This window comes from Sphingobium lignivorans, assembly GCF_014203955.1.
In the GTDB taxonomy this organism is placed as follows: domain Bacteria; phylum Pseudomonadota; class Alphaproteobacteria; order Sphingomonadales; family Sphingomonadaceae; genus Sphingobium; species Sphingobium lignivorans.
This window is the reverse complement of sequence record NZ_JACHKA010000001.1, coordinates 96,433-117,882: the sequence shown is the minus strand read 5'-3', so window position 1 is coordinate 117,882 and position 21,450 is coordinate 96,433. Positions and strand designations below refer to the sequence as shown.

The following is a 21,450-nucleotide window of genomic DNA, read 5'->3' as shown; positions in this document are numbered from 1 at the left end:
GCCTAGAAGTCGAACGGCGGCGGGGCGACATCCTTGTCATGGGCGCAGGCATCGACGAGGGCTTTCCATTCAGCGGCACTGAGCGCCGGCTTGTAATGTCCGCCCTTCACGGCTGAATCCTCGAACGCGGCCTTGCGCTCGGCGGACACGGGGTGAGACGCCATCCAGCTCATCGCTCGCTCGATGCTTTCGCCGCCGGAGCGCTTCTCCATCCGTTCGAAGAAGGCCGCGGTCGGTAGCGGCGAGATATCGGCGGCCCGCAGGGCCTCGATGGAATAGCGGTCCGCCTCCCGCTCGGCATCGCGGCCATAGCTGAGCGCGAGCAGTCCATTGATGGTGCCGCCTACCTGGCCATTGAAGCCGCCCAGCAGGACGCTGAGGCCGAGCTGGCGCACCAGCGCCGTCATCGTGTCGCGATTGCGCACATGGCCGATTTCATGCGCGAGCACCCCGGCCAGTTCGTCGGGCGACTTGGCTTCTTCGATGAGATCCCTGAAAATGATGATATGTCCGCCAGGCAGCGCCACGGCATTGACCATCTTGATATTGGCGATGGCGATGCGGCGGATCGGCACGGCGTCGCCCAGTTCGCGCCGCAGTTTCTCGAGCGCAGCGCGGCTCTCGGGCGTTTCGCACAGCCTGCCGCCGAAATCGCCGATCATCGTGTCCCCGAGCCGGTCTTCCCAGCTTCGCGGGATCAGCGGCGCAACCCAGGCGGGCGCGCGCAGGACGACGAAGAGGAGGATCGCGGCGATCAGGGCAAAGAGGCCGATGGCCGGCCACAGGCCGATGCGGTCGATCCAGCGGCCATAGCGAGCCGGGAGCGGCAGATGCACGGCAAAATCATGAGGCGGCAGGCCCGCGAAGACCAGCCGCCAGCCGCCTTGCCCGCGCAAACCATAGACCGAGCGGCCGCCCGCATTGCCCTGCGGCACCAGATCGCTCCACCGATGCGGTCCGCTCGTGCCGCCGGGCCAGACGAGCGAGAAACCCTCCGCATGCCAGTCGATCCTGGGATGGTGGCGCGTGGCGTCCTGCCCGTCATAATGCCAGATGCGCTCGTCAGGCCCGGCGCTCGTCATGATGCGCGCGCCCTCCGCCCACCGGGCGCCGCCTGCGATGCATTGCCGGAACGGGATGATCCCATGCCCACCCCCTTGTCAGATCGCCCCGATGTCGAAGGCATCGGCGAGGCCTTCGCCCTGCCTCGGTGCCGCCGTGGTGGACTGGGTGAGCTCGGACAGGCTGATCTCACCGGTGGCGTCGAGATGCGTGATGAAGAACTTCCAGTGACGATAGGACAGGAAGATCGCCCCGATCCCGAGCGTCAGCACCACCAGCGCGATGTCGCCCAGGATGAGCATGAGCCAGTCCCGCGAACGCGCTCGAAAATGAAAATGCAGTCCGGAGAGCGACATGCCCCCGACCGCGACGCGAAAGAACTTGGCGTAGAAGACGAGCGCGATGACGCCGAGTCCGGCGTAGATGAAGAGGAACAGAAAGCCCATCATCGCCGCAGCCGCGGGATCGAGCGCCGTCTCTCCTTCCCGCATGCCGATGCCGGCGATCGTCAGCAGGACGAACAGGGCGAGAGGCAACAGATAGAAGAGCAGGAAGCGCTTGAAGACGGCCCCCGGTCCTGCCTTGGCGCGGAACGGGAACGGGCCGAAGCTCATCGCGCTCCAGCGGTCGTTCCACAGGGACATCATGGCCCAGGGTATCAGCAGGTAGAGCGAGAAGGCGGCCACCACATAGCGCCAGACATAGGACCAGCCATAAGCCCAGCCTTTCTCGTCACTGCCGCCACGGATGCCGTGCCACCAGGTCCGACTCAGCCGGTAACGCAGCATGCGGAAACGCGCGACGCCGCTGAGGTAAAAGATCATGGCGAAGGCGAGAAAGGCAAGACTGAAGGCCAGCCGCGCCTGCCCGTTGAAGATGAGCGTCTGCATGCCGAACTGAAGGAACAGCAGGGGGATGCCGAACAGCGCCAGCACCAGCAGGAAGCCGATGAACAGCTCCATGCCGGTGCCCGTCCATTCCAGCGGCTCGTCGATGAACCGCGTTCGGCTCCACAGATAGCGCCGGGTGCGCGTGGTCGCCCAGAAGCGATAGACCCCCAGCGTGACGATGGTCAGCAGCAGATTGGTGAAGGCGATCGGCGCATAATCTCGCCAGTCGCCGGTGAATGCGAACGCGCCGGCGTCCGGTTCCTCCATGATATGTCCTTCCCCCTGCGCCCGCCCCCTCGACGCCGCATCCTCGACGCCGCATCCTCGACGCCGCATCCTCGAGCGGAAGAACACCGCCGGCCCGCGCGCTGTCAAGCAGCGACAATTAAGCTTTGGACGCTATATCGGAAGAGTCGGGTGGGGGCCCGGCAGACGAATCGACCGCAGGGGGCAGATCAGGCGGTATATGGTCCAGTTGGAAGAACTGGTCGCCAGAGGCTGGCGGCCAAGCAAGTTCGTCGAGCGGCGCGGCCGATGGCGCAGCGCCGTCAGTCATGTCGGCATCGCTTCGCGCCTGTCCGCGGACAAGGCGCTGGAAAGCTATGTCGCCGCGATCCGTGCATATGCCTGCGGCGCGCTTGCCGACCTGGGCTGCGGCAACGCGCCGCTGGCGGGCATCTACGCGCCGCACGTCACGTCGATGCTGTGGGTGGATCGCCCGGACGGACCACACAGGCTCATCGCACCCGATGTCGCGCAGGATCTGGAAGAGCCACTGCGTATCGGCAGTGGTTCGCTCGACACCGTGCTGCTCACCGACGTGCTGGAGCATCTGCGCGAGCCTGACCGGCTGCTTGCCGAGGTGGCGCGCGTCCTGCGTCCCGGTGGGCGAGCGATCATCGGCGTGCCGTTTCTTTACTGGCTGCACGAGGAGCCGCACGATCATCATCGCTACACCATTCACAAGCTGCGCGACTTCGCGGCGCGTCATGGCTTCGCGGTGGTGGAGGGTCGCGCTTATGCCGGCGGGCTGGATGTCGTGCGCGATCTGCTCACCAAGATCGTCTACACGCGCCGCTTCCCGCTCCCGGCCTGGATCGTGCACTATATGACCGGCGCGCTCTTCGCGCCACTGGCGCCGCTCAGCCGGCGCATGCACGATGTCATGCCGATGGGCTATGTGCTGGTGCTCGAGAAGAACTGATGCCGCCGCTGGCGGCTCATCCTTTTCAATCGCGCAGGAAGATCTCCTCGATCCGCAGACCGAACAGATCGGCGATGCGGAATGCCAGCGGCAGGGAAGGATCATATTTCCCCGTCTCGATGGCATTCACGCTTTGTCGGCTGATTGCCAGCCGGTCGGCCAGATCGCCCTGCGTCCAGTCCCGCTCGGCACGCAGGACTTTCAGGCGATTTCTCACGCGCAGCCTCCGTCGCCCAGCGTCAGGCGATTGACGATCTGGCCGATGACAAGGCCCACGCACCAGAGCGGGAAGACAAAGAAGACCGGCAGGCGGGGCACGTCGGCATAGAGTTCCACCATGCCCCAGATGCTGGTGCCCGCGAGAGTCACGCCGGTCGCCACGAGGAATTTGCGCACTTCGAGCAGACGCAAATACTCGTCGTCCAGCTCGATGAGCAGCCGGGCCATGGCCCAGATCCAGCCGAAGACGGCAAGGCCGGGCACCAGCGCGATCAGGATGGTGACGGTATCGGCGGGCGCGTCATCCGGAATGAGCCGCGTGGCGAGTGCGACACTCGCCACATAAGCGAGGCTGATCGGCACCATGCGCCGCAGATAGCGCCGGTAGGCGATGTTCGTGGATGCGCGTGCCATGGCTCAGGCCCTTTCGCGAGCGGCATGGCTGCACCGCCCGCCGCGCAAGGCGAGCACGGCGATAATCGGCAGGACGATCATGAGCACTCGCATCGCACGCTCGGACACGACGCCGAGCCGTGCACCGACAGCCAGGAGTATCAGCGCGGCCGCCCAGCAAAGCGCCTTGAACAGAATGGTCATAGTCAAGCTCCATTGAATCTATGTAAAGGATAGTTGACTATTAGATGCTTGATGTCAAGCACCCTTGTCAGGTTGCGCCCCTCGTGGACCCGACCGGCGCGCATCCGGCGTGGTCGCTGTCCACGCAGGGGAGCCGGAGGCGTGACAAACCGGCGTGCTCCCCTTATGTTGTGGGCCATGCCGAGACCGTTCGCGCTCATCAGGTCGACGACGATCACCCGGACCACTACCGGGGGCCTCGGCACGCGCGTCATGCTTCGCCGCTGACGCACGTCGCCAGAGGCCCATCCGACGGGGGAATGGGCAAGCGGACGGCGTCCTCCCTTTCCTGCCTCTTTTCAATACGGCCGCGCTTCCCTAAGCGCATCGCCGCAGACAGGAACAAAACCGATGACGGAACTAGTGAAGATCACGCTCCCTGATGGCTCGCAGCGCGAGGTGGCGCGGGGCACGACGCCGGCGGAGATCGCGGCGGCCATCGGTCCGGGGCTCGCAAAGGCAGCTCTCGCGGCCCGGGTGGACGGCGAACTGGTCGACATCACGCGCCCCCTAGAGGCGGACGCCAATCTCGCGCTGGTCACTGCGAAGGACGAGAAGGATGCGCTGGAGCTCGCGCGCCACGATTATGCGCATATCCTGGCCGAGGCCGTTCAGGCGCTGTTCCCCGGCACGCAGATCACTTTCGGTCCGGCGACCGACGACGGCTTCTATTACGACGTCGCGCCGCCAGCCGATCACGGCCCGTTCACGGAGGACGACCTGCCCGCCATCGAAGCGAAGATGCGCGAGATCATCCTGGCCGACAAGCCGCTGCGCCGCGAGGTCTGGAGCCGCGAGGCGCTGATCGAGCGCTGGACCGCGCAGGGCGAATCCTTCAAGGCCGAATGGGCAGCCGAGTTGCCGGGCGATGAGGATCTGACCGTCTACTGGTCCGGCGGCGAGTGGCTCGACATGTGCCGAGGGCCGCATCTCGCTTCCACGGGCAAGGTCGATCCCAATGCTTTCAAGCTGACGCGCGTCTCCGGCGCTTACTGGCGCGGCGACCAGCGCAATGCCATGCTCTCGCGCATCTATGGCACGGGCTGGCTGAACAAGAAGCAGCTCGACGCGCATCTCCATCGGCTGGAGGAAGCGGCGAAGCGCGATCATCGCAAGATCGGGCAGGAGATGGACCTGTTCCATCTCCAGCAGGAAGCGCATGGCAGTGTCTTCTGGCACCCCAAGGGCTATCTCATCTGGAGGCAGCTCGAGGCCTATATGCGCCGTCGGCTGGACGCGGCGGGCTATCAGGAAGTGAAGACGCCGCAGATCATGGATGCGCGCCAGTGGGAGCAGAGCGGCCACTGGGGCAAGTATCGCGAAAACATGTTCGTCATCCCCGACGAGACGCCGAATACCGAGGATGAAGGCCCCGTCGTCTCGCAGGACGCGGAATGGATGGCGCTCAAGCCCATGAACTGCCCGGCGCATGTGCTGATCTTCCGGCAGGGCATCAAATCCTATCGCGACCTGCCGCTGCGCCTGGCCGAGTTCGGCTGCTGCCACCGCAACGAACCGCACGGCGCGCTGCACGGCCTGATGCGGGTGCGCCAGTTCACGCAGGACGACGCGCATATCTTCTGCCGAGAGGATCAGCTCGTGAGCGAGGTGGCCGCCTTCTGCGACCTGCTCGATGTGGTCTACAAGGACCTCGGCTTCTCGGATTACGCCATCAAGCTCGCCCTGCGCCCGGAGAAGCGCTTCGGTTCGGACGAGATGTGGGACTGGTCCGAGCAGAGCCTGCGGGACGCAGTCGCCGCGACCGGCCGTAACACGGCGGAATGGGGCTGGGAGGAAATGCCCGGCGAAGGCGCCTTCTATGCGCCCAAGCTCGAGTTCCACCTGACCGACGCGATCGGACGCACATGGCAGGTCGGCACCATCCAGACGGACACGGTGCTGCCCGAGCGGCTCGACGCCAGCTATGTCGGCGAGGATGGCGAGCGCCATCGCCCGGTAATGCTCCACCGCGCCATCCTGGGCAGCTATGAACGCTTCATCGGCATTCTCATCGAGCACCATGCCGGCAAGTTCCCGATGTGGCTTGCCCCGGTGCAGGCCGTTGTCGCCACCATCGTCTCGGATGCGGACGACTATGCCAAGGACGTCGCCGCCAGGATGCAGGCGGCGGGCCTGCGCGTCGAGACGGACCTGCGCAACGAGAAGATCAATTACAAGGTGCGTGAGCACAGCCTTGCCAAGGTTCCCAACCTGCTGGTCGTGGGCCGCCGCGAGGCTGAGGAAGGGACCGTGGCCCTGCGCCGACTCGGCTCAGACGAGCATCAGAAGGTCATGAAGGTGGACGATCTCATCGCCATGCTCGTCGCCGAAGCGACGCCGCCCGATCTGCGATAGGCGTCCGCGCGCCGGCGAGCCTCGTCCGGCGCCGGACGTCATCGAAGGATCGCGGGCGATCGGCGCCACGCCGGCATGTCCGCCGGATGTCTCGCAATCGCGCGCCATCATTCCTATATGGGGAGATGGCGCGCGGCATCTTGGCGGCTCATTAACGCACTGTTGCTATCGCGCCGCACCGGCGTGCCTTGCGTAGCACGCCTCTTTCAGTTGCCATCGAAAATCGTTAAGTTAAGAGGCCTCGAACTGTCATTAAAGGAGAACTGGCTATACGTCCCCCAATGATGCGCCGCCCGATGGCGCCGCCCCCGCCGCTCAACGGCCCGCGCTACAATGAATTCATCAATGTGCCCAAGGTGCGCGTCATTGATGAGAATGGTGAAAATCTCGGCGTGATGTTCACGCGCGAGGCGATGGAGCAGGCAGCCGATGTTGGCCTCGACCTCGTCGAGGTCTCGCCGACGGCGGATCCGCCGGTCTGCAAGTTTCTCGACATCGGCAAGTACAAATATGAGGCCCAGAAAAAGGCCAATATCGCTCGCAAGACCCAGAAGACGCAGGAACTCAAAGAGATCAAGATGCGTCCGAACATCGACGATCATGATTATGATACGAAGATGAAGAAGGTCCACGACTTCATCGGCGAGGGCGACAAGGTCAAGATCACGCTGCGGTTTCGCGGCCGTGAGCTGGCGCACCAGCAACTCGGGATGGCGCTGCTTCAGCGCGTTGCCGAGAACGTGACCGAGATTGCCAAGGTCGAGGCCTATCCCCGCATGGAAGGTCGCCAGATGCTCATGGTGCTGGCGCCCAAATAAGGCGCCATTCGCCGCGCCGGCCACCAGAAATTTGCGCAATCTCGATTCGGGACGGCGGTCCGTGCGGAACCGCTGGTCCGATTCGCGGCGATTTCCCGCTTGATCTGTCGGAGGGGTGCATGCGCGCCTTCCAGATTGATGATGTGGGAGATTGATATGTTTGTGAAAAACTTTGTCCTCGCGGCGATGGCAGGCACCAGCCTGATGGCACTGCCCTCCGCCGCGGGCGCGGTGTCGGTTCTCGATTTCAGCGGAAATATCTGCGGCGCTGCTGGCAACGAAGCCTGCGGTAACGGCTCGGCCATTGGCCAGAATTACGGGGATATCGCCGGGCAGGTGGACGTGTCCTACCGGTCCTTCAACAGCAGCACTGGGGTCACTTATGAGAGCTTCCTCAAGCACTGGGCGGCCGGCTACGGCGATCTGCTGAACATCGTCTGGGGCGGCTCGGGGCCGACGGTCCACGCCAGCGAGATCATCTTCACCGCAGCGGCCGGCTATGAAGTGTCGCTGATTTCCCTCGATTTTGGTTGCTATCAGAATCGCAGCAGCTGCCAGACGATCAATTATGACATCAGCTCGCTGGGCGGCACGGTGATCGCGGCCGGCTCGGCGCCGACGCTCTATCCCACCCACGGCACGCTCGCCGTCGACAGCGGCTGGTTCTCCGATGGCATCAAGCTTGTTTGGGGACCGGATGCTTATGACGTCGGCCTCGACAACATCCGCTTCGACGTGCGGGCGATCGAGGATGTGCCGCCCCCGGCAGCCGTTCCGGAACCGGCCAGCTGGGCCATGATGATCGCGGGGTTGGGCGTAGTCGGCAGTGCGCTCCGTCGCCGTCGCGTCCGTCTCAGCTTCGCCTGAAGGAAAGCGCCCGCTCGCGACTGGCGCAGCCGGGCGCGGGAAGGCGAAGAAGGTGGCGGCCGGACAGGCCGCCGCCTTCCTTTTCGGAGTCGCTGCATCCTGCGCTGCGGGCGGGAGTTGACCCTGGCGCCGGCAACGCTCACATGGCCCGCCATGACCCAAGCCACGCCCCTGCGCCTGTTCAACAGCCTGACGCGCGCGATGCAGCCGTTCGAGTCCGTCCATCCCGGCGAGGCGCGCGTCTACAGCTGCGGGCCGACCGTCTATAACTACCAGCATATCGGCAACATGCGGGCCTATGTCTTCGCGGATACGCTGGGCCGTACGCTGCGGTTCAAAGGCTATCTCCTGCGTCATGTCATCAACATCACCGATGTCGGCCATCTCACGTCGGATGCCGATGCGGGCGATGACAAGATGGAGAAGGCCGCCGCGAGCCAGGGCAAGTCGGCCTGGGATATCGCCGCCTTCTACACGGCCGAGTTCAAACGCGACCTCAAATGGCTGAATGTGTCTGATCCCGCGCAATGGACGGTGGCGACCGATTATGTGCCGCAGATGATCGAGGCGGCGAAAGCCATCGCCGATACGCATTGCTACGAGCTGCCCTCGGGCCTCTATTTCGACGTGTCGACCGTCGCCGATTATGGCCGGCTGGCGCGCGCGGCCACGGAAGAAGGCGAGGGCCGGATCGAGCAGGTGGAAGGCAAGCGCCATGGCGCGGATTTCGCCATCTGGCGCCGGACCCCGCCGGGCGAGACACGCCAGATGGAATGGGATTCGCCCTGGGGCCGCGGCGCGCCAGGCTGGCATCTCGAATGCTCCGTGATGAGCCGGGCCGAGCTCGGCCTGCCGTTCGACATCCACACCGGCGGCATCGATCACCGCGAGATTCATCATCCCAACGAGATCGCGCAGAATCAGGCGATCCAGGGCTTCGATGCTCATCATGGCCATCTCGATTGCGCCCAGAACAGCGGCGCCCGCATCTGGATGCACAATAATTTCCTGATCGATCGCGGCGGCAAGATGAGCAAGTCCTCGGGCGAGTTCCTGCGGCTGCAGTTGCTCGTCGACCGGGGCTATCACCCGCTGGCCTACCGGCTGCTGTGCCTGCAGGCGCATTACCGATCGGAACTGGAATTCAGCTGGGACAATCTCGCGGCGGCCCTCACGCGCCTGAAGCGTATGCTGATGGCGGTCGGACCGCTCCGGGGCGTGGACGCGGCGGACGCCGTGACGCATCCCCGCCTGGCGCCCCTGCTGGCGCGGTTCGACGAGGCGCTGAGCGATGATCTGAACACGCCGGCCGCGCTCATCGTCGTCGAGGAAGCGATCGCGATGAAGAAAGTGCCGGCCGAGGAAAAGCGCGCGCTGATCGAGCGGATGGACGCGGTGTTCGGGCTCGATCTTCTCACGCTCGACCGCACGGCGCTGCGGTTGCGCCCCACAGCCGCTACCATCGCGGAAGCCGACATCGATGCGGCTCTGGCGCAGCGGAAAGAGGCGCGCGCGGCAAAGGATTTCGCCACATCCGATTCGATCCGCGATTCGCTCATCGCGTCCGGAGTCGAGGTGATGGATGGCGATCCGCTGGGATGGGAGTGGAAGCTGGAGCATGGCACATAAGCCTCTGATCGTCTTTCCCGAGCGCTATCGCGCCCAGCTTTCGGCCATGCTGCCGGAGGGCGTGGAGATCAGGGGCTTCTCGACGCTCGAGGAATGCCTCGCGCTTGCGCCGGAAGCCGAGATCGGCTGGTTCGACGACTGGGCATCGGGCGCCTATGTCCAGGGCCCTCGCGCCGCGACGTCTGCCCGGTGGATCAACACCGTCACCGTCGGACTCGACGCTTTTCCGGTGAAGGAAATCCGCGAGCGCGGGCAGATCTTCACCAATGGCAATGGCCTCATGCCCGATGTCATTGCCGATTATGCCGTGCTTGGCGTGCTCACCCTCGCCAAGCGGCTGGACGAGGTGGTCCGCGCCCATGATCGCAAGGCTTGGATCCGCAGCGGGCCGCCCGGTTCGTTCGAGCTGCTGGGCGCGAAGGCGCTCATCATCGGCTATGGCGCGATCGGACGCGAGATCGGCACGCGGCTGCGGGCCTTCGGCGTCGACGTGACTGGCGTACGGCGGTCCGCGGACTCCGGCGATCCCGGCGTGATCGGGCCGGACGACTGGCGCCCCCGCCTTGGCGAATTCGACATCGTGATCCTTGCAGCCCCCAGCACGGACGAGACACACGCGATGATCGGCGCGGCGGAGATCGCCACCATGAAGGCCGATGCCCGGCTCATCAACATCGCCCGGGGCGAACTTGTCGATCAGCCCGCGCTGATCGAGGCGTTGCGGTCCGGCGCGATCGGCAGCGCCTTCCTCGACGTGACCACGCCGGAGCCGCTGCCTCCGGAAGACCCGCTATGGGATGCGCCGAACCTGCTTGTCACCATGCACCTGTCCGGCCAGAGCCAGACCAGCGCTTTCCGCCGGGGTGCCCAGCGCTTTCTGAAGAATCTGCGCCATTATCTCGCCGGCGAGCCGCTCGAGCATGTCGTTGACCTGAGCCGGGGATACTGAGGGCTGGCGGGCGCACCCCGCCTCATCAATGCAGCGTTTCTTCTTCGCCGCTCACTTTCGCCAGTCGGGCCGCTTCGATGGCGTCCTTCATGTTCGCGCGATAGTGGACATGGGGCGGGCGGATGCCATGGCTCAGAAGAGCGCGGCGGACGGCCGGGCGCGCACCGGCGATGTAGAGCGCCGCGCCGCGCTGAGCCGCCTTGCGCGCAAAGGCCTCCATGGTCGCGGCGCCGGTCGAATCGAGCATCGGCACGTCTGCCATGTTGATGACATAGGCACGCGGATGCTCGTCTAGCCGGTCCAGCATGGCGGAGACCGCGCCGGCCGCGCCGAAGAAGAAGGCGCCCGAGATGCGGCAAAGGGCGATGTCCTGATCGGCGATCGGGGCGGGCTCATAGCCTGATCGCCCGCCGGTCCGTTCATCGTCCGCGCGGTCGGTTTCCACGAGGGGACTGCCGGTCTCCACTTCCACTGCCTGCGCCATGCGGTTGAGGAAGATCAGCGTACCGAGACTGAAGCCCACGAGAATGCCGAGGCTGAGATCCTCGAGCACCACCAGCAGGAAAGTGACCGCCAGCACCAGCGCATCCCCGCGCGAGGCGCGCACGAGCGTGGCGATATGATCGCGCTCGACCATGTTCCAAGCGACCGTCGCCAGCAGGCCGGCGAGGGCAGCAAGCGGAATGTAGCTTGCGAGCGGGGCGGCGACGAGCATGAAGACGAGCAGGAACACCGCGTGCAGCATGCCCGACACCGGGCCCCGCGCCCCTGCCCGGACATTGGTGGCCGTGCGCGCGATCGTGCCCGTCACGCACATCCCGCCGAACAGCGCACTGGCGCAATTGGCCGCACCCTGCGCCACCAGCTCGCAATTGGACCGGTGCCGCCGCCCGCTCATGCTGTCCGCCACCACGGCGGAGAGCAGGCTCTCGATCGCGCCCAGCAGCGTGAAGGACAGGGCCGTCGGCAGAAGCTCCACCACGCGACTCAGGGAAAGATCGGGCAATCCCGGCGCGGGCAGGCCGCGCGGGATTTCGCCGAACCGGGAGCCGATGGTTTCCACCGGCAGGTTCACGAGCGTGGCCAGCAGGGCGGTTGCGACCACGGCGATGAGATAGGCCGGCCAGTGCGGCCGCCATTTCCGGCAGGCGAGGATGATGGCGATGGCCGCCAGAGCAAGGCCGAGCGCCGCCGCGTTCACCGTGGGCAGGGCCGCGCCCAGTGCCTGCAGCTTGGGCAGCAGTTCGCCGGGCTCCGGTCCCGCGAGCGTGAGGCCCATCAGGTCCTTGAGCTGGCTGGCCAGGATGATGATGCCGATCCCGGCCGTGAAGCCTACCGTCACGGGATAAGGTATGAACTTCACGAACGTGCCGAGCCGCAGCCAGCCCGCCGCCATGAGCATGAGGCCGGACAGGAAGGTCGCGATCAGCAGGCCGTCCACGCCATGCCGCGCGACCGTGGCGGCGATGAGAACGATGAAGGCGCCCGCCGGGCCGCCGATCTGGAAACGGCTGCCCCCCAGCATCGAGACGATGAACCCGCCGATGATCGCGGTGTAGAGGCCGCGCTCGGGGCCGACACCAGATGCGATAGCAATGGCCATGGAGAGCGGCAGGGCGACGATGGCGACCGTCAGGCCCGCGACCGCGTCCGCTTTGAGGCCGCGCGCATCATAGCCTTCCCGCAGCACGGTGACGAGCTTGGGCGTGAAGAGTTCCGCAAAGCTGGGGGCGGCCACGCTGGGCTTCATGATCCGTTTGCTCCCTTGCGAGGCTTCAGCCGGACGCCGCGACCGCCATCGGGGCTCGGCGCGCCGTCACCGATGAGATCCACCCCGGCCGCGCTGAGCGCGTCCACCACCTTGACGAGGCTGTCGACATTGCCGCGCACATTGCCATCGCTGGCTTCCATGCGCCGGATCGTCGGCAGCGAAACCCCGGAGAGCTGGGCAAGCTGGCGCTGATCCATGCCGAGCAAGGCACGAGCCGCGCGCATCTGGGCAGACGTCATCATGACGCTTCATGTATCAAGACAGACAATTGATATCCAGAATATCAGTTTGCAATTCTGGAGTGCGGTCTTGCAGTTGACGCATGGCTCCGGGCGGCGCTTGGCCCTGCCCGCTCGCCATGCTGCGGGTGCGCAGCAGCATCCTTGCTTCCGACACGCCGAAGGCGTAGGGGCTTGCCCCCGGTCCGGCGCGCCCCATCTTGGGCGCTCGGCACCGTGCACGGAGTTTTTTCGGCGATGACGGCGAACTGGAACCCCGCAAGCTGGCGGGATCATGAGGGGCTGCAAATGCCCGACTATCGCGACGCCGCGGCACTGGCCGCGGCCGAGGCTCAGCTTGGCAATTTCCCGCCGCTGGTCTTCGCCGGAGAGGCGCGTCATCTCACCGCGGATCTGGCGAAAGTCGCCAATGGCGAGGCGTTTCTGCTGCAGGGCGGCGATTGCGCGGAGAGCTTCGCCGAGTTCCACCCGAACAATATCCGCGATACGTTCCGCGTGTTGCTGCAGATGGCGGTGGTGCTCACTTTTGCCAGCAAGCTGCCGGTGGTGAAGGTCGGCCGCATGGCCGGGCAGTTCGCCAAGCCCCGTTCGTCCGCGACCGAGTCCGTGGGTGGCGTGGAGCTGCCCAGCTATCGCGGCGACAATGTGAACGACATCGCTTTCACGGCCGAGGGCCGCGAGCCGGACCCGGCGCGCATGATTCGCGCCTACAACCAGTCGGCCGCGACGCTCAATCTGCTGCGCGCCTTCTCCACCGGCGGCTATGCCAGCCTCGACCGGGTGCATGGCTGGATGCTCGATTTCATGGGCCGCAGTCCCTGGGCGAAGAAGTTCCGGGAAATGGCGGATCGCATTGGCGAAACGCTGGATTTCATGAAGGCTTGCGGTCTGTCACCCGAGACGGTGCCGCAGCTTGGCGGCACCAGCTTCTATACCAGCCACGAAGCCTTGCTCCTGCCCTATGAGCAGGCGCTGACCCGGCAGGATTCGCTCACGGGCGACTGGTACGATACCAGCGCGCACATGCTGTGGATCGGCGATCGCACGCGCTTCGAGGGCTCGGCACATGTCGAGTATCTGCGCGGCATCGGCAATCCGATCGGCATGAAGGTCGGCCCCAGCCTGCAGCCCGACGTGCTGCTGCGCCTGCTCGACCTGCTCAATCCCGCGCGCGAAGCGGGCCGGATCACGCTCATCACGCGCTATGGCCATGACAAGATCGAGGCCGGCCTGCCCCCGCTCGTGCGCGCTGTGATGCGGGAGGGGCATCCGGTGGTCTGGTCCTGCGATCCGATGCACGGCAATGTCATCAAGGCCGCGACCGGCTACAAGACGCGCCCCTTCGAGCGGATTCTCGCCGAAGTGCGCGGCTTCTTCGCCGTGCATCGCGCGGAAGGCAGCTTCGGCGGCGGCATCCATGCGGAAATGACCGGCCAGAATGTCACGGAATGCACCGGTGGCGCCGTCGACGTGACGGAGCAGAGCCTGGCCGATCGCTACCATACGCATTGCGATCCCCGCCTCAACGCGGCGCAAAGCCTCGAACTGGCGTTCCTGCTGGCAGAGATGCTGAACGACGAACTGGCCGAGCGGCGCAAGCAGGCCGCCTGAGAACAGATCCGGACGCCTGACGGGCGCTTCGTACGCGATAGCGCCCGTCAGGCGGATCGTCCGAGCCAACGGAAGGCGCTCAGCACGTTTTCGGGCAAGCGAAGCGGGGCGGCCACAGGGCACTCCGCGCGCGCATGATGGCTGAAATTCGGCCAAACCCCTTGCACCGGACGCATTCTCTGCCAAATAGGTTGGTATGCTTTCGCAACGCACTCGCTACTCGATCCGCGCGCTTCAGCATCTTGCGCGGCACTATGGCGAGGGGCCGATCCAGCTTGCGGACATCGCCGCGGCGCAGAACATACCCGCCAAGTTTCTCACCGTCATTCTCTCCGAGCTGAGCCGGGCCGGGCTGGTCGCGACGCGCCGGGGGCGTGACGGCGGCTACTGGCTCGCCCTCGCGCCGATCGATATCCGCTATGGCGACATCTTCCGCCTGACCGACGGTGCGCTCGCCCTTGTCCCCTGCGCCAGCCGCTATGCGCACCAGCCTTGCAAGAACTGCCTGCCGGAAGACGAATGCGAACTGCGGCGGATCATGCTCAAGGTCCGTGACGAGACGGCCGCGATCCTCGACAGGCTGACGCTGGCCGACAAGTTCGAGGATGTCAGCACCGATGCGCTCGCATGAAGCGCCTCGACATCATCGCGACCGGAGGATGCCAGTGCGGCGCGGTGCGCTACCGCGCCGGGCAATTGCTGGACAATTCCCATATCTGCCATTGCCGCATGTGCCAGAAGGCGGTGGGCAATGTCTTCGCCGCTCTGGTCGGCGCCCCTAATGACAGTCTCACCTGGACGCGCGGCACCCCTGCGGTCTTCGCGTCGTCCGATCTCGCGGAACGAGGCTTCTGCGCGCGCTGCGGCACGCCGCTTTTCTATCGCGGCAAGACCAGCGGGCGCACCGCCCTCACGCTCGGATCGCTCGACGATCCCGCGCTGGCCCCGCCCCGGACGCAAGTCGGCATGGAAGGGCGCCTTCCCTTCATCGATCATCTCGCCACGCTGCCGGACCACGGCGCGACCGAGGACGACATGGTCGAGGAAGCGCCGATCATCCGCGCCAGCAATCACCAGCATCCCGACCACGATACGGAGCAATGGCCGGCCCCATGACGATCACCCTGCATGGCATTCCCAACTGCGACACCGTGAAGAAGGCCCGCGCATGGCTGGCCGGGAAGGGCATTGCCTATAGTTTTCGCGACTACAAGAAAGCGCCGCCTGAACCCGCGGAACTGCGGGGCTGGGTCGAGCAGGCCGGGTGGGAGGCCCTTCTCAACCGGGCCGGCACGACGTTCCGCAAGCTGCCCGAGGAAGACAGGGAAGCCATCGACGAAGCGAAGGCCATCGCCCTGATGGTGGCGCGCCCGTCCCTCATCAAGCGGCCGGTGGTGACGGGGCTGGATCACCTGCTGGTCGGGTTCGGGCCGGCGATCTGGGAGCGCGAACTGGCATCCTGAGCATGACGCGGTGATGCGCGCGGCCTTCCCGCTGTCATGTCCGGGAAGATCGCTTCGCCCGGAAGCCGATTGCCTTTTATGCGCGTTTGGGATGATGTCGCCGCAGGAGCCCATCCGGTTCCCGGCAGGAACGGATTGAAAGTGAGCCCATGGAGCCTCAGGCCCGCCCCGGAATGCGCGTAGAGGACGGCTTCTTCCTGGGCCTTGTCCTGCTCGTCACTGTTGCATTCGCCTTGCTCATCGAGCCCTTCTTCGTGGCGATTCTCTGGGGCGTGATCGCTGCCATCCTCTTCACGCCGGTCTATCACCGCCTGCTTGCGGCTTTCCCGCGCCGGCCGAACACCAGCGCGGCCATCACGCTTGTGCTGATCGTGGCCATGGTGATCGTGCCGGCGATCCTGCTCAGCATGGCGCTGATCCAGGAAGCGACCTTGTTCTATGGGCGCATCCAATCTGGCGAGATCGACTTTGCGATGCTGTTCTCGCGCCTGCGTGACAATCTCCCCGACTGGGCAGTGGGTGTGCTCGAACGGCTCGGCTTCGCCGACTTCGAAGCCGCCCGCGCGAGGCTCAATGCCGGCATCGCCGACATATTGCGCGTTCTGGCGGCGCAGGCGGTGGTGATCGGCCAGGGTGCCTTCAGCTTCCTCATCGCGCTCAGCGTGATGCTCTACCTCACCTTCTTCCTCCTGCGGGATGGCGACGATCTGTCGCGACGGCTGATGAACAGCACACCGCTGCGCCTCGCCCAGCGCGAAGCGCTGTTGAAGCAGTTCGTGCTGGTCATCCGCGCGACGATCAAGGGAAGCATCGTCGTCGCCATCCTTCAGGGGCTGATCGGGGGGCTCGTCTTCTGGGTGCTCGGGGTGGAAGGCGCGCTTCTCTGGGGCGTCCTCATGGGGTTCTTTTCGCTGCTTCCGGCGATCGGCACCGGCCTCGTCTGGGTCCCGGTATCGATCTATCTTTTCGTGAGCGGCGCCATCGTCAAGTCGATCATCCTGGTCCTGTGCGGCCTGTTCGTGATCGGACTGGTCGACAATCTCCTGCGCCCCATTCTCGTCGGCAGGGACACGCGCCTTCCCGATTATGTCGTGCTCATCTCGACGCTGGGCGGCATCGAGTTGTTCGGCTTCAGCGGTGTCGTGATCGGCCCTGTCATCGCGGCCCTGTTCATCGCGACATGGACGATCGTGTCGGACATGCGCGCGCCCGAGCAAAGCGCTATGGTGCCGGGCGACGCCGCCGAGTCGTCAGCGGGGTCTCGACCAGTCGATACACTCTGAGCGCACGGAGGAAACAGGTTCATGGCAACCAACGAATCGCCCATTCCCGGTGATCCTCCCCTGCGCACCGGCTGGGGCTGGATCGTGGCATATGGTGTCCTCGTGATCCTGATCGGCGTTCTCGCGCTCACCAATCCGATCGCCACGGGCCTGGCAACGGGCATCATCCTCGCGCTCGTCCTGATCGTCTATGGCGTCGCCGCCATCGCGTCCGCCATTTCGTCGCTGTCCCGGCGCGGACGGTGGATTGAACTCATCCTGGGCATCCTCGCACTTCTTGCCGGCGCCAGCATCCTCTTCGCACCTCTTCTCGGCGCGCTGTCGCTCGTCTGGGCGATCGGTTTCTGGCTGGTGGTGTCCGGCGTCATGCAACTGGTCACGGCCGCGCGCTTTCCGGTGGACCGCTGGTGGCGGCTGTTCCTCGGCCTGCTCGATCTGGTGCTGGGCGCGATCCTGCTCCTCTCGGGCCCCGTGCCGAGTCTGGCGTTCCTCGCCATCATCGTCGGAATCAGCTTCCTGTTCAGGGGTCTGTTTCTCGTCCTTCTGGGCCTCGGCCTGCGGAAGGTTTCGACGAGCACAGCCGCCTGAACCGACCGTCTTTTGCCATAAGGCGGTTGACGATCGAGCCAATGGCAGCTAATGGCCCGGCCTTCCACGCGGGCTCGCTGGCTCCCTCCCGGGATTCGCGCCGCGTTCCATGCAACAGTTTCGAGTTCGAGGAATTCAATGGCCAATACGCCTCAGGCAAAGAAGCGCATCCGTCGCAACGCGCGTCGCGCCGAGATCAACGGTAGCCGGCTCAGCCGCATCCGGACCCTCGTGAAGAAGGTCGAGGCGGCTCTGGCAGCGGGTGACAAGTCGGCCGCTCAGGAAGCGCTGAGCTCTGCGCAGCCCGAGATGGCGCGCGGCGTGGCGCGCGGCGTGATGCACAAGAACACGGCGGCCCGCAAGTTCGGTCGCCTGACGAAGCGCGTCGCAGCGCTCGGCTGAATTCATTCCTTCGGGATATTGAAGACGGCGCCGACGGGTTCGGCGCCGTTTTTGTTGCGTCAGCTCGCCATCGTCCGCGTATCGATCGGCGAGACGTCGACCGAATTATAGGTCTTCTGCGAGGCGCCGCCCACGAACACCCCGTCGATCGGCGAGATGTCTGAATAATCGCGCCCCATGGCCACGACCAGATGATCGGCATTGGCCAACACGCCGTTGGTGGGATCAATGCCGACCCAGCCCCGTTGCGGCCCGCACCAGAGGGCGACCCAGGCGTGCATCGCGTCAGCGCCGACCAGTCGCGGCTGACCCGGGGGCGGATAAGTGCGCAGATAGCCGCTCACATAGGCCGCAGGCAGCCCCACCGACCGCAGGGCCACGATCAGCACATGGGCGAAATCCTGGCAGACCCCACGCCTGATGGCGAAGGCGTCGGCGACCGGCGTATCCGCCTGCGTCGCGCTCGTGTCATACTGGAAGCTGGAGCGGATGGTCTGCGCCAAGGCGAGAGCGCTGCTCAGGCAGTCCGCATCCGGCGGCAGGAGGGGTCTTGCCCATTGCGCGATCTGCGGCGTGGCAGGCAGCAGGCGGGACGGGAAAAGATAATGGGGCGGCGCCATGGCATCCAGCCTCCGCACCTCAAGGGCCGCCTTGGCTACCTGCGCGATGGTCAGCCCTGAGGCCGCGAAATCCAGTTCCGCATCGCCGACCTCGGCGATGAATGTCGAGCGCACTTCAAGCGTCGATATAGGCTTCATGATCTCGACGCGCACGAGCTTGAAAGGATAGGCGCCCGGCCGCTCCTCCCGCCGATCCGGCAGCGGATCAACGGCGAGCTCGTATTGATCGACCTGCTGCCCGGGCCAGGGAATCGGTGCCAGGCGCAGGTTGAAATGCGCCAGGCGCACGAGCGGATTATAATTGACCCGGATGATGTGGCTGACCTTGTATCTCATGCAGGCACCTTCATGCGAGCCGGGTCATGCCCGACGCGCGCGGGGCATCCTCCCCCTTGAGGAAGAAGCGGTCATTGATGCTGTCGGACAGATCGAGAAGCTGCCGCTCGATGAAGTCGAGATCGCCTGCGGCAAGCGTCTCGGCCGTCGTGGCGCGCAGCCGCGCGGCGATGGCATTGGCGATCTGCACCGGCCGCTCGGGCATGCCATCATCGCGCAGAGGGGGCAGCGCCGAGAGATGCTCCAGCAGGGCATCGGCCTGAAATGCGAGAGACCGTGGATTGCCCGGCTCCAGCACCAGCATGTCACGCACTGGGGCAAGCGCAAGGCCAGCGAGATAGCGGGTGCGATAGCCGATCTGGCAGTCGGAGAGGTCCAGCAGGAGGTTGAGATCGTGTGCGCTGGCATTGTCGCCCGCAAAGGTCTTGACCAGCCGACAGATGTGCACCGCGCGCTCGAGCCGCCGGCCCATGTCGAGGAAGCGCCAGCCGGCCCCGCGCATCATGTTTTCCGCAGAAAGGCCGGAAAGCGACGCGCAGCGATCGAGGAGGCGAGCGACATGCGCCATGAGCTGCGAGCCCTGCATCGCGGCGACATCGCCCAGCCCCCGGTTGAGCAGCCGCCAGAAATCGATCGCGAGCCTCTCGCGCAGGCCCCGCCCGATGGCCTCGGCCGCCTCGAAAAGCGCATGCACGCTGCCGGGCATCTTCGGATCGCTCAGGGCATGAACGCATAGCGGGTGGATGCCGCCCGTCACGGCGGCGTTTGTCGCCGCGCCCCAGGCGATCAGCACGTCCGCGACGCGGCGCAAGGTCGGCTGATCGAGCGAGGACGCGGTTTCCGCCTCGATGCTGCCGCCGATGAGCACGCGTACCATGCGCAGCACCATTTCGCCGCGCTCCAGATAGCGCGCCAGCCAGAAGAAATTGTCGGCCGCCTTGCTGGGCAGCGTGCCCGCCACGCGCCGGATGCTGATCGCCTTGCCGGTTTCCAGCAGCGTCATGGCCGGCTGCGGCTCGTCGGCGACGATGCAGACATCGGCGGACATGTCGCCCTCGCCCATCAGCACCGCGCGCATGTCGTCATGGGCGGCGAGGCGTGCGAAGCCTCCCGGCATGGCGCACCAGTTGCCCTGCGCGTCCCGCGCCAGGAAAGTCCGAAGGATGAAGGGGCGGGGGAGGAGTTCGCCACCCACCAGCGCCGGCGTCGTCGAGAGCCGCACCAACTCCTGCCCGATATAGTCGACGGGCCGCTGATCCAGCTCTGCCAGGAAGGCGGCGCGCTCTGAGCTGCTCAGCCGCGCGGCGAGCCGGGCGCGGCCGTGCGGGATGGCAGGCACCGGCAGGCCGAAGGCGGAACCGATGGCCAGCGTATCGACATGCGCGCGCACATGCTCGCGCTCGCTCTTCTGGCCGCACCACCAAGTCGCCACATTGGGGATGCGCAGCGCTTCGCTCCGCAGGAGCTTGCTCAGGCGCGGCAGGAAAGCGGCAAGGGCAGGCGTTTCCACCAGCCCGGCACCCGGCCAGTTCGCCATGGCGAGGCCACCCGTCCGGATCGCCTCGAACAGATCGGGCACGCCGATGGTCGAGCGCGCGTCGAATGCCAGGGGATCCAGCAGATCGGTGCCCATGCGCCGCCAGACACCGTCCACGCGCTTGACGCCTTCGATTGTGCGGACGAACAGCTGCCCGTCGCGGACGGTCAGGTCATCGCCCTCCACCAGCAATATGCCCAGATAGCGGGCCAGATGCGCCTGCTCGGGATAGCTCTGATTGTACCGCCCCTGCGTAAGCAGGGCGATGCGCGGATCCGGGCGGGCGCAGATCGCCGCCAGTCCCTGCCGGAAGCTGGCAAAGAAAGGCGCCAGCCGGACGAAGTTCATGGCGCCCAGCGCATCGTCCGTCGCTCTGGTCATCGCCAGCCGGTTTTCCAGCGCGTATCCGGCCCCCACCGGCGAGCGGACATAATCGGCCAGCACGCGCCATTCCCCGCCGGGCCCGCGCGCCATGTCGGCGGCATAGAATTGCAGCCGATGTCCATGCGGCGGCGGGATGGCCTGCATCTGGCGCCAGTAGTCGGGACTGCCGGTCACGATGGCGGCAGGCAGCGCGCCTTCCTGCACGAGGCGTCCCGCTCCATAGACATCGTCCAGCACGGCTTCGAGCAGGTCGGCCCGTTGCGCCAGGCCATCCTCGATTCCGCGCCATTCGGTCGCGTGGAGCAATATGGGAACCGGGCTGAGCGGCCAGACCCGCTCCTCCACTTCGCCGGTCAGCCGAAAGGCCATGCCCAGATCGAGCACCTGCTGGGCCGTACGCTCCTGCAGGCCGGAAAGGCCGCCCCGGTCCGGCCCGGCGAGCGTGGCCAGCATGGACTGCCAGCATGCGGCCATGCGCGGATCGCCCTGCGCGCTCAGCATCAGGTCGCTGCGGCTGGCTTCCCGCCGGTAACGCTGCAGGGCGGGATCGAAATCTTCCATGGTCACTGTGGCGCCTGCCATCCGTG

At 65.8% G+C, this 21,450-nt stretch carries 23 protein-coding genes; 13 read left to right on the top strand and 10 right to left on the bottom strand.

Features of this window, described 5'->3' with window-relative positions; all coding sequences use genetic code 11:
* Positions 1–2: 2 nt before the first annotated feature.
* Positions 3–1,082 carry a M48 family metallopeptidase gene (locus HNP60_RS00560; RefSeq protein WP_184148880.1) on the bottom strand — a complete coding sequence of 360 codons (1,080 nt, stop codon included), beginning with the start codon at positions 1,080–1,082 and terminating at the stop codon, positions 3–5.
* A 78-nt stretch (positions 1,083–1,160) separates the two neighbouring features.
* The gene (locus tag HNP60_RS00555) at positions 1,161–2,219 is read right to left on the bottom strand and encodes a YjgN family protein (protein WP_184148877.1); all 1,059 of its coding nucleotides are present in this window, start codon (positions 2,217–2,219) and stop codon (positions 1,161–1,163) included.
* 199 nt (positions 2,220–2,418) lie between these two features.
* Between HNP60_RS00555 and HNP60_RS00550 the strand changes: the two genes are divergently transcribed.
* Positions 2,419–3,156, top strand: coding sequence for a methyltransferase domain-containing protein (locus HNP60_RS00550; protein ID WP_184148874.1), 738 nt, complete (start codon positions 2,419–2,421; stop codon positions 3,154–3,156).
* 25 nt (positions 3,157–3,181) lie between these two features.
* Here HNP60_RS00550 and HNP60_RS00545 read toward each other — a convergent pair whose 3' ends face one another.
* From HNP60_RS00545 to HNP60_RS00535, 3 genes are read right to left on the bottom strand one after another with little or no spacing between them, the layout of a single operon-like run.
* The gene (locus tag HNP60_RS00545) at positions 3,182–3,373 is read right to left on the bottom strand and encodes a helix-turn-helix transcriptional regulator (protein WP_014074476.1); all 192 of its coding nucleotides are present in this window, start codon (positions 3,371–3,373) and stop codon (positions 3,182–3,184) included.
* The gene (locus HNP60_RS00540) at positions 3,370–3,789 is read right to left on the bottom strand and encodes a hypothetical protein (RefSeq protein WP_184148871.1); all 420 of its coding nucleotides are present in this window, start codon (positions 3,787–3,789) and stop codon (positions 3,370–3,372) included. The genes HNP60_RS00545 and HNP60_RS00540 overlap by 4 nt, the downstream gene beginning before the upstream one ends.
* A gap of 3 nt (positions 3,790–3,792) precedes the next feature.
* Positions 3,793–3,972, bottom strand: coding sequence for a hypothetical protein (locus HNP60_RS00535; RefSeq protein WP_184148868.1), 180 nt, complete (start codon positions 3,970–3,972; stop codon positions 3,793–3,795).
* Positions 3,973–4,362: 390 nt separating this feature from the next.
* On the opposite strand from HNP60_RS00535, the gene thrS reads away from it, so the two are divergent.
* The 5 genes from thrS (at position 4,363) to HNP60_RS00510 (ending at position 10,629) form a co-directional block, all read left to right on the top strand.
* The gene (gene thrS / locus HNP60_RS00530) at positions 4,363–6,366 is read left to right on the top strand and encodes a threonine--tRNA ligase (RefSeq protein WP_014074473.1); all 2,004 of its coding nucleotides are present in this window, start codon (positions 4,363–4,365) and stop codon (positions 6,364–6,366) included.
* A gap of 281 nt (positions 6,367–6,647) precedes the next feature.
* Positions 6,648–7,184 (top strand): translation initiation factor IF-3, encoded by a 537-nt coding sequence (gene infC / locus HNP60_RS00525; RefSeq protein ID WP_014074472.1) that lies wholly within the window; start codon positions 6,648–6,650, stop codon positions 7,182–7,184.
* A gap of 156 nt (positions 7,185–7,340) precedes the next feature.
* Entirely contained in the window at positions 7,341–8,051 is a 711-nt protein-coding gene (locus tag HNP60_RS00520) for a PEPxxWA-CTERM sorting domain-containing protein (RefSeq protein ID WP_260394582.1), read from the top strand.
* Positions 8,052–8,204: 153 nt separating this feature from the next.
* On the top strand, positions 8,205–9,680 hold the full coding sequence (gene cysS, locus HNP60_RS00515) for a cysteine--tRNA ligase (RefSeq protein WP_184148865.1): 1,476 nt from the start codon (positions 8,205–8,207) through the stop codon (positions 9,678–9,680).
* Positions 9,670–10,629 carry a D-2-hydroxyacid dehydrogenase gene (locus HNP60_RS00510; protein WP_184148862.1) on the top strand — a complete coding sequence of 320 codons (960 nt, stop codon included), beginning with the start codon at positions 9,670–9,672 and terminating at the stop codon, positions 10,627–10,629. Before cysS ends, HNP60_RS00510 begins: the two co-directional genes overlap by 11 nt.
* A gap of 25 nt (positions 10,630–10,654) precedes the next feature.
* On the opposite strand, the gene HNP60_RS00505 is transcribed toward HNP60_RS00510, so the two are convergent.
* The 3 genes from HNP60_RS00505 to HNP60_RS19785 are packed head-to-tail and all read right to left on the bottom strand — an operon-like array spanning position 10,655 to position 12,781.
* Positions 10,655–12,379, bottom strand: a complete 1,725-nt coding sequence (locus HNP60_RS00505; protein ID WP_184148859.1) for a SulP family inorganic anion transporter — start codon at positions 12,377–12,379, stop codon at positions 10,655–10,657.
* A complete protein-coding gene (locus HNP60_RS00500) occupies positions 12,376–12,642 on the bottom strand; it encodes a helix-turn-helix domain-containing protein (RefSeq protein ID WP_184051727.1) in 267 nt (88 codons plus the stop codon). Before HNP60_RS00500 ends, HNP60_RS00505 begins: the two co-directional genes overlap by 4 nt.
* Positions 12,643–12,655: 13 nt before the next feature.
* Entirely contained in the window at positions 12,656–12,781 is a 126-nt protein-coding gene (locus HNP60_RS19785; protein ID WP_260394581.1) for a hypothetical protein, read from the bottom strand.
* Positions 12,782–12,876: 95 nt separating this feature from the next.
* Here HNP60_RS19785 and HNP60_RS00495 point away from each other — a divergent pair, with 95 nt between their 5' ends.
* The 7 genes from HNP60_RS00495 (at position 12,877) to rpsT (ending at position 17,986) form a co-directional block, all read left to right on the top strand.
* The gene (locus tag HNP60_RS00495; RefSeq protein ID WP_184051729.1) at positions 12,877–14,250 is read left to right on the top strand and encodes a class II 3-deoxy-7-phosphoheptulonate synthase; all 1,374 of its coding nucleotides are present in this window, start codon (positions 12,877–12,879) and stop codon (positions 14,248–14,250) included.
* A 196-nt stretch (positions 14,251–14,446) separates the two neighbouring features.
* Positions 14,447–14,881 carry an RrF2 family transcriptional regulator gene (locus HNP60_RS00490; RefSeq protein WP_014074464.1) on the top strand — a complete coding sequence of 145 codons (435 nt, stop codon included), beginning with the start codon at positions 14,447–14,449 and terminating at the stop codon, positions 14,879–14,881.
* The gene (locus HNP60_RS00485) at positions 14,878–15,366 is read left to right on the top strand and encodes a GFA family protein (protein WP_184148856.1); all 489 of its coding nucleotides are present in this window, start codon (positions 14,878–14,880) and stop codon (positions 15,364–15,366) included. Before HNP60_RS00490 ends, HNP60_RS00485 begins: the two co-directional genes overlap by 4 nt.
* Positions 15,363–15,713: an arsenate reductase gene (locus HNP60_RS00480; protein WP_184148853.1), complete on the top strand. Its 351-nt coding sequence runs from the start codon at positions 15,363–15,365 to the stop codon at positions 15,711–15,713. Before HNP60_RS00485 ends, HNP60_RS00480 begins: the two co-directional genes overlap by 4 nt.
* A 149-nt stretch (positions 15,714–15,862) precedes the next feature.
* Positions 15,863–16,996, top strand: a complete 1,134-nt coding sequence (locus HNP60_RS00475; protein ID WP_184148850.1) for an AI-2E family transporter — start codon at positions 15,863–15,865, stop codon at positions 16,994–16,996.
* Positions 16,997–17,017: 21 nt separating this feature from the next.
* Positions 17,018–17,584 carry an HdeD family acid-resistance protein gene (locus HNP60_RS00470; protein ID WP_184148847.1) on the top strand — a complete coding sequence of 189 codons (567 nt, stop codon included), beginning with the start codon at positions 17,018–17,020 and terminating at the stop codon, positions 17,582–17,584.
* 138 nt (positions 17,585–17,722) lie between these two features.
* Positions 17,723–17,986: a 30S ribosomal protein S20 gene (gene rpsT, locus HNP60_RS00465; RefSeq protein WP_014074459.1), complete on the top strand. Its 264-nt coding sequence runs from the start codon at positions 17,723–17,725 to the stop codon at positions 17,984–17,986.
* Between the two features lie 59 nt (positions 17,987–18,045).
* Here rpsT and HNP60_RS00460 read toward each other — a convergent pair whose 3' ends face one another.
* A complete protein-coding gene (locus tag HNP60_RS00460; RefSeq protein ID WP_184148844.1) occupies positions 18,046–18,942 on the bottom strand; it encodes a transglutaminase family protein in 897 nt (298 codons plus the stop codon).
* 10 nt (positions 18,943–18,952) lie between these two features.
* Entirely contained in the window at positions 18,953–21,445 is a 2,493-nt protein-coding gene (locus HNP60_RS00455; RefSeq protein WP_184148841.1) for a circularly permuted type 2 ATP-grasp protein, read from the bottom strand.
* Between the last annotated feature and the right edge of the window lie 5 nt (positions 21,446–21,450).

Bases quoted from the DNA above. Each gene is read 5' to 3' on its own strand.
- HNP60_RS00460 (WP_184148844.1), bottom strand. From the start codon at position 18,942: ATGAGATACAAGGTCAGCCACATCATCCGGGTCAATTATAATCCGCTC.
- HNP60_RS00540 (WP_184148871.1), bottom strand. From the start codon at position 3,789: ATGGCACGCGCATCCACGAACATCGCCTACCGGCGCTATCTGCGGCGC.
- HNP60_RS00470 (WP_184148847.1), top strand. From the start codon at position 17,018: ATGGCAACCAACGAATCGCCCATTCCCGGTGATCCTCCCCTGCGCACC.
- HNP60_RS00550 (WP_184148874.1), top strand. From the start codon at position 2,419: ATGGTCCAGTTGGAAGAACTGGTCGCCAGAGGCTGGCGGCCAAGCAAG.
- HNP60_RS00490 (WP_014074464.1), top strand. From the start codon at position 14,447: ATGCTTTCGCAACGCACTCGCTACTCGATCCGCGCGCTTCAGCATCTT.
- rpsT (WP_014074459.1), top strand. From the start codon at position 17,723: ATGGCCAATACGCCTCAGGCAAAGAAGCGCATCCGTCGCAACGCGCGT.
- HNP60_RS00500 (WP_184051727.1), bottom strand. From the start codon at position 12,642: ATGATGACGTCTGCCCAGATGCGCGCGGCTCGTGCCTTGCTCGGCATG.
- HNP60_RS00495 (WP_184051729.1), top strand. From the start codon at position 12,877: ATGACGGCGAACTGGAACCCCGCAAGCTGGCGGGATCATGAGGGGCTG.
- HNP60_RS00535 (WP_184148868.1), bottom strand. From the start codon at position 3,972: ATGACCATTCTGTTCAAGGCGCTTTGCTGGGCGGCCGCGCTGATACTC.
- cysS (WP_184148865.1), top strand. From the start codon at position 8,205: ATGACCCAAGCCACGCCCCTGCGCCTGTTCAACAGCCTGACGCGCGCG.
- HNP60_RS00480 (WP_184148853.1), top strand. From the start codon at position 15,363: ATGACGATCACCCTGCATGGCATTCCCAACTGCGACACCGTGAAGAAG.
- HNP60_RS00505 (WP_184148859.1), bottom strand. From the start codon at position 12,379: ATGAAGCCCAGCGTGGCCGCCCCCAGCTTTGCGGAACTCTTCACGCCC.
- HNP60_RS00485 (WP_184148856.1), top strand. From the start codon at position 14,878: ATGAAGCGCCTCGACATCATCGCGACCGGAGGATGCCAGTGCGGCGCG.
- infC (WP_014074472.1), top strand. From the start codon at position 6,648: ATGATGCGCCGCCCGATGGCGCCGCCCCCGCCGCTCAACGGCCCGCGC.
- HNP60_RS00520 (WP_260394582.1), top strand. From the start codon at position 7,341: ATGTTTGTGAAAAACTTTGTCCTCGCGGCGATGGCAGGCACCAGCCTG.
- HNP60_RS00475 (WP_184148850.1), top strand. From the start codon at position 15,863: ATGGAGCCTCAGGCCCGCCCCGGAATGCGCGTAGAGGACGGCTTCTTC.
- HNP60_RS00555 (WP_184148877.1), bottom strand. From the start codon at position 2,219: ATGGAGGAACCGGACGCCGGCGCGTTCGCATTCACCGGCGACTGGCGA.
- thrS (WP_014074473.1), top strand. From the start codon at position 4,363: ATGACGGAACTAGTGAAGATCACGCTCCCTGATGGCTCGCAGCGCGAG.
- HNP60_RS00510 (WP_184148862.1), top strand. From the start codon at position 9,670: ATGGCACATAAGCCTCTGATCGTCTTTCCCGAGCGCTATCGCGCCCAG.
- HNP60_RS00560 (WP_184148880.1), bottom strand. From the start codon at position 1,082: ATGACGAGCGCCGGGCCTGACGAGCGCATCTGGCATTATGACGGGCAG.
- HNP60_RS00455 (WP_184148841.1), bottom strand. From the start codon at position 21,445: ATGGCAGGCGCCACAGTGACCATGGAAGATTTCGATCCCGCCCTGCAG.
- HNP60_RS19785 (WP_260394581.1), bottom strand. From the start codon at position 12,781: ATGCTGCTGCGCACCCGCAGCATGGCGAGCGGGCAGGGCCAAGCGCCG.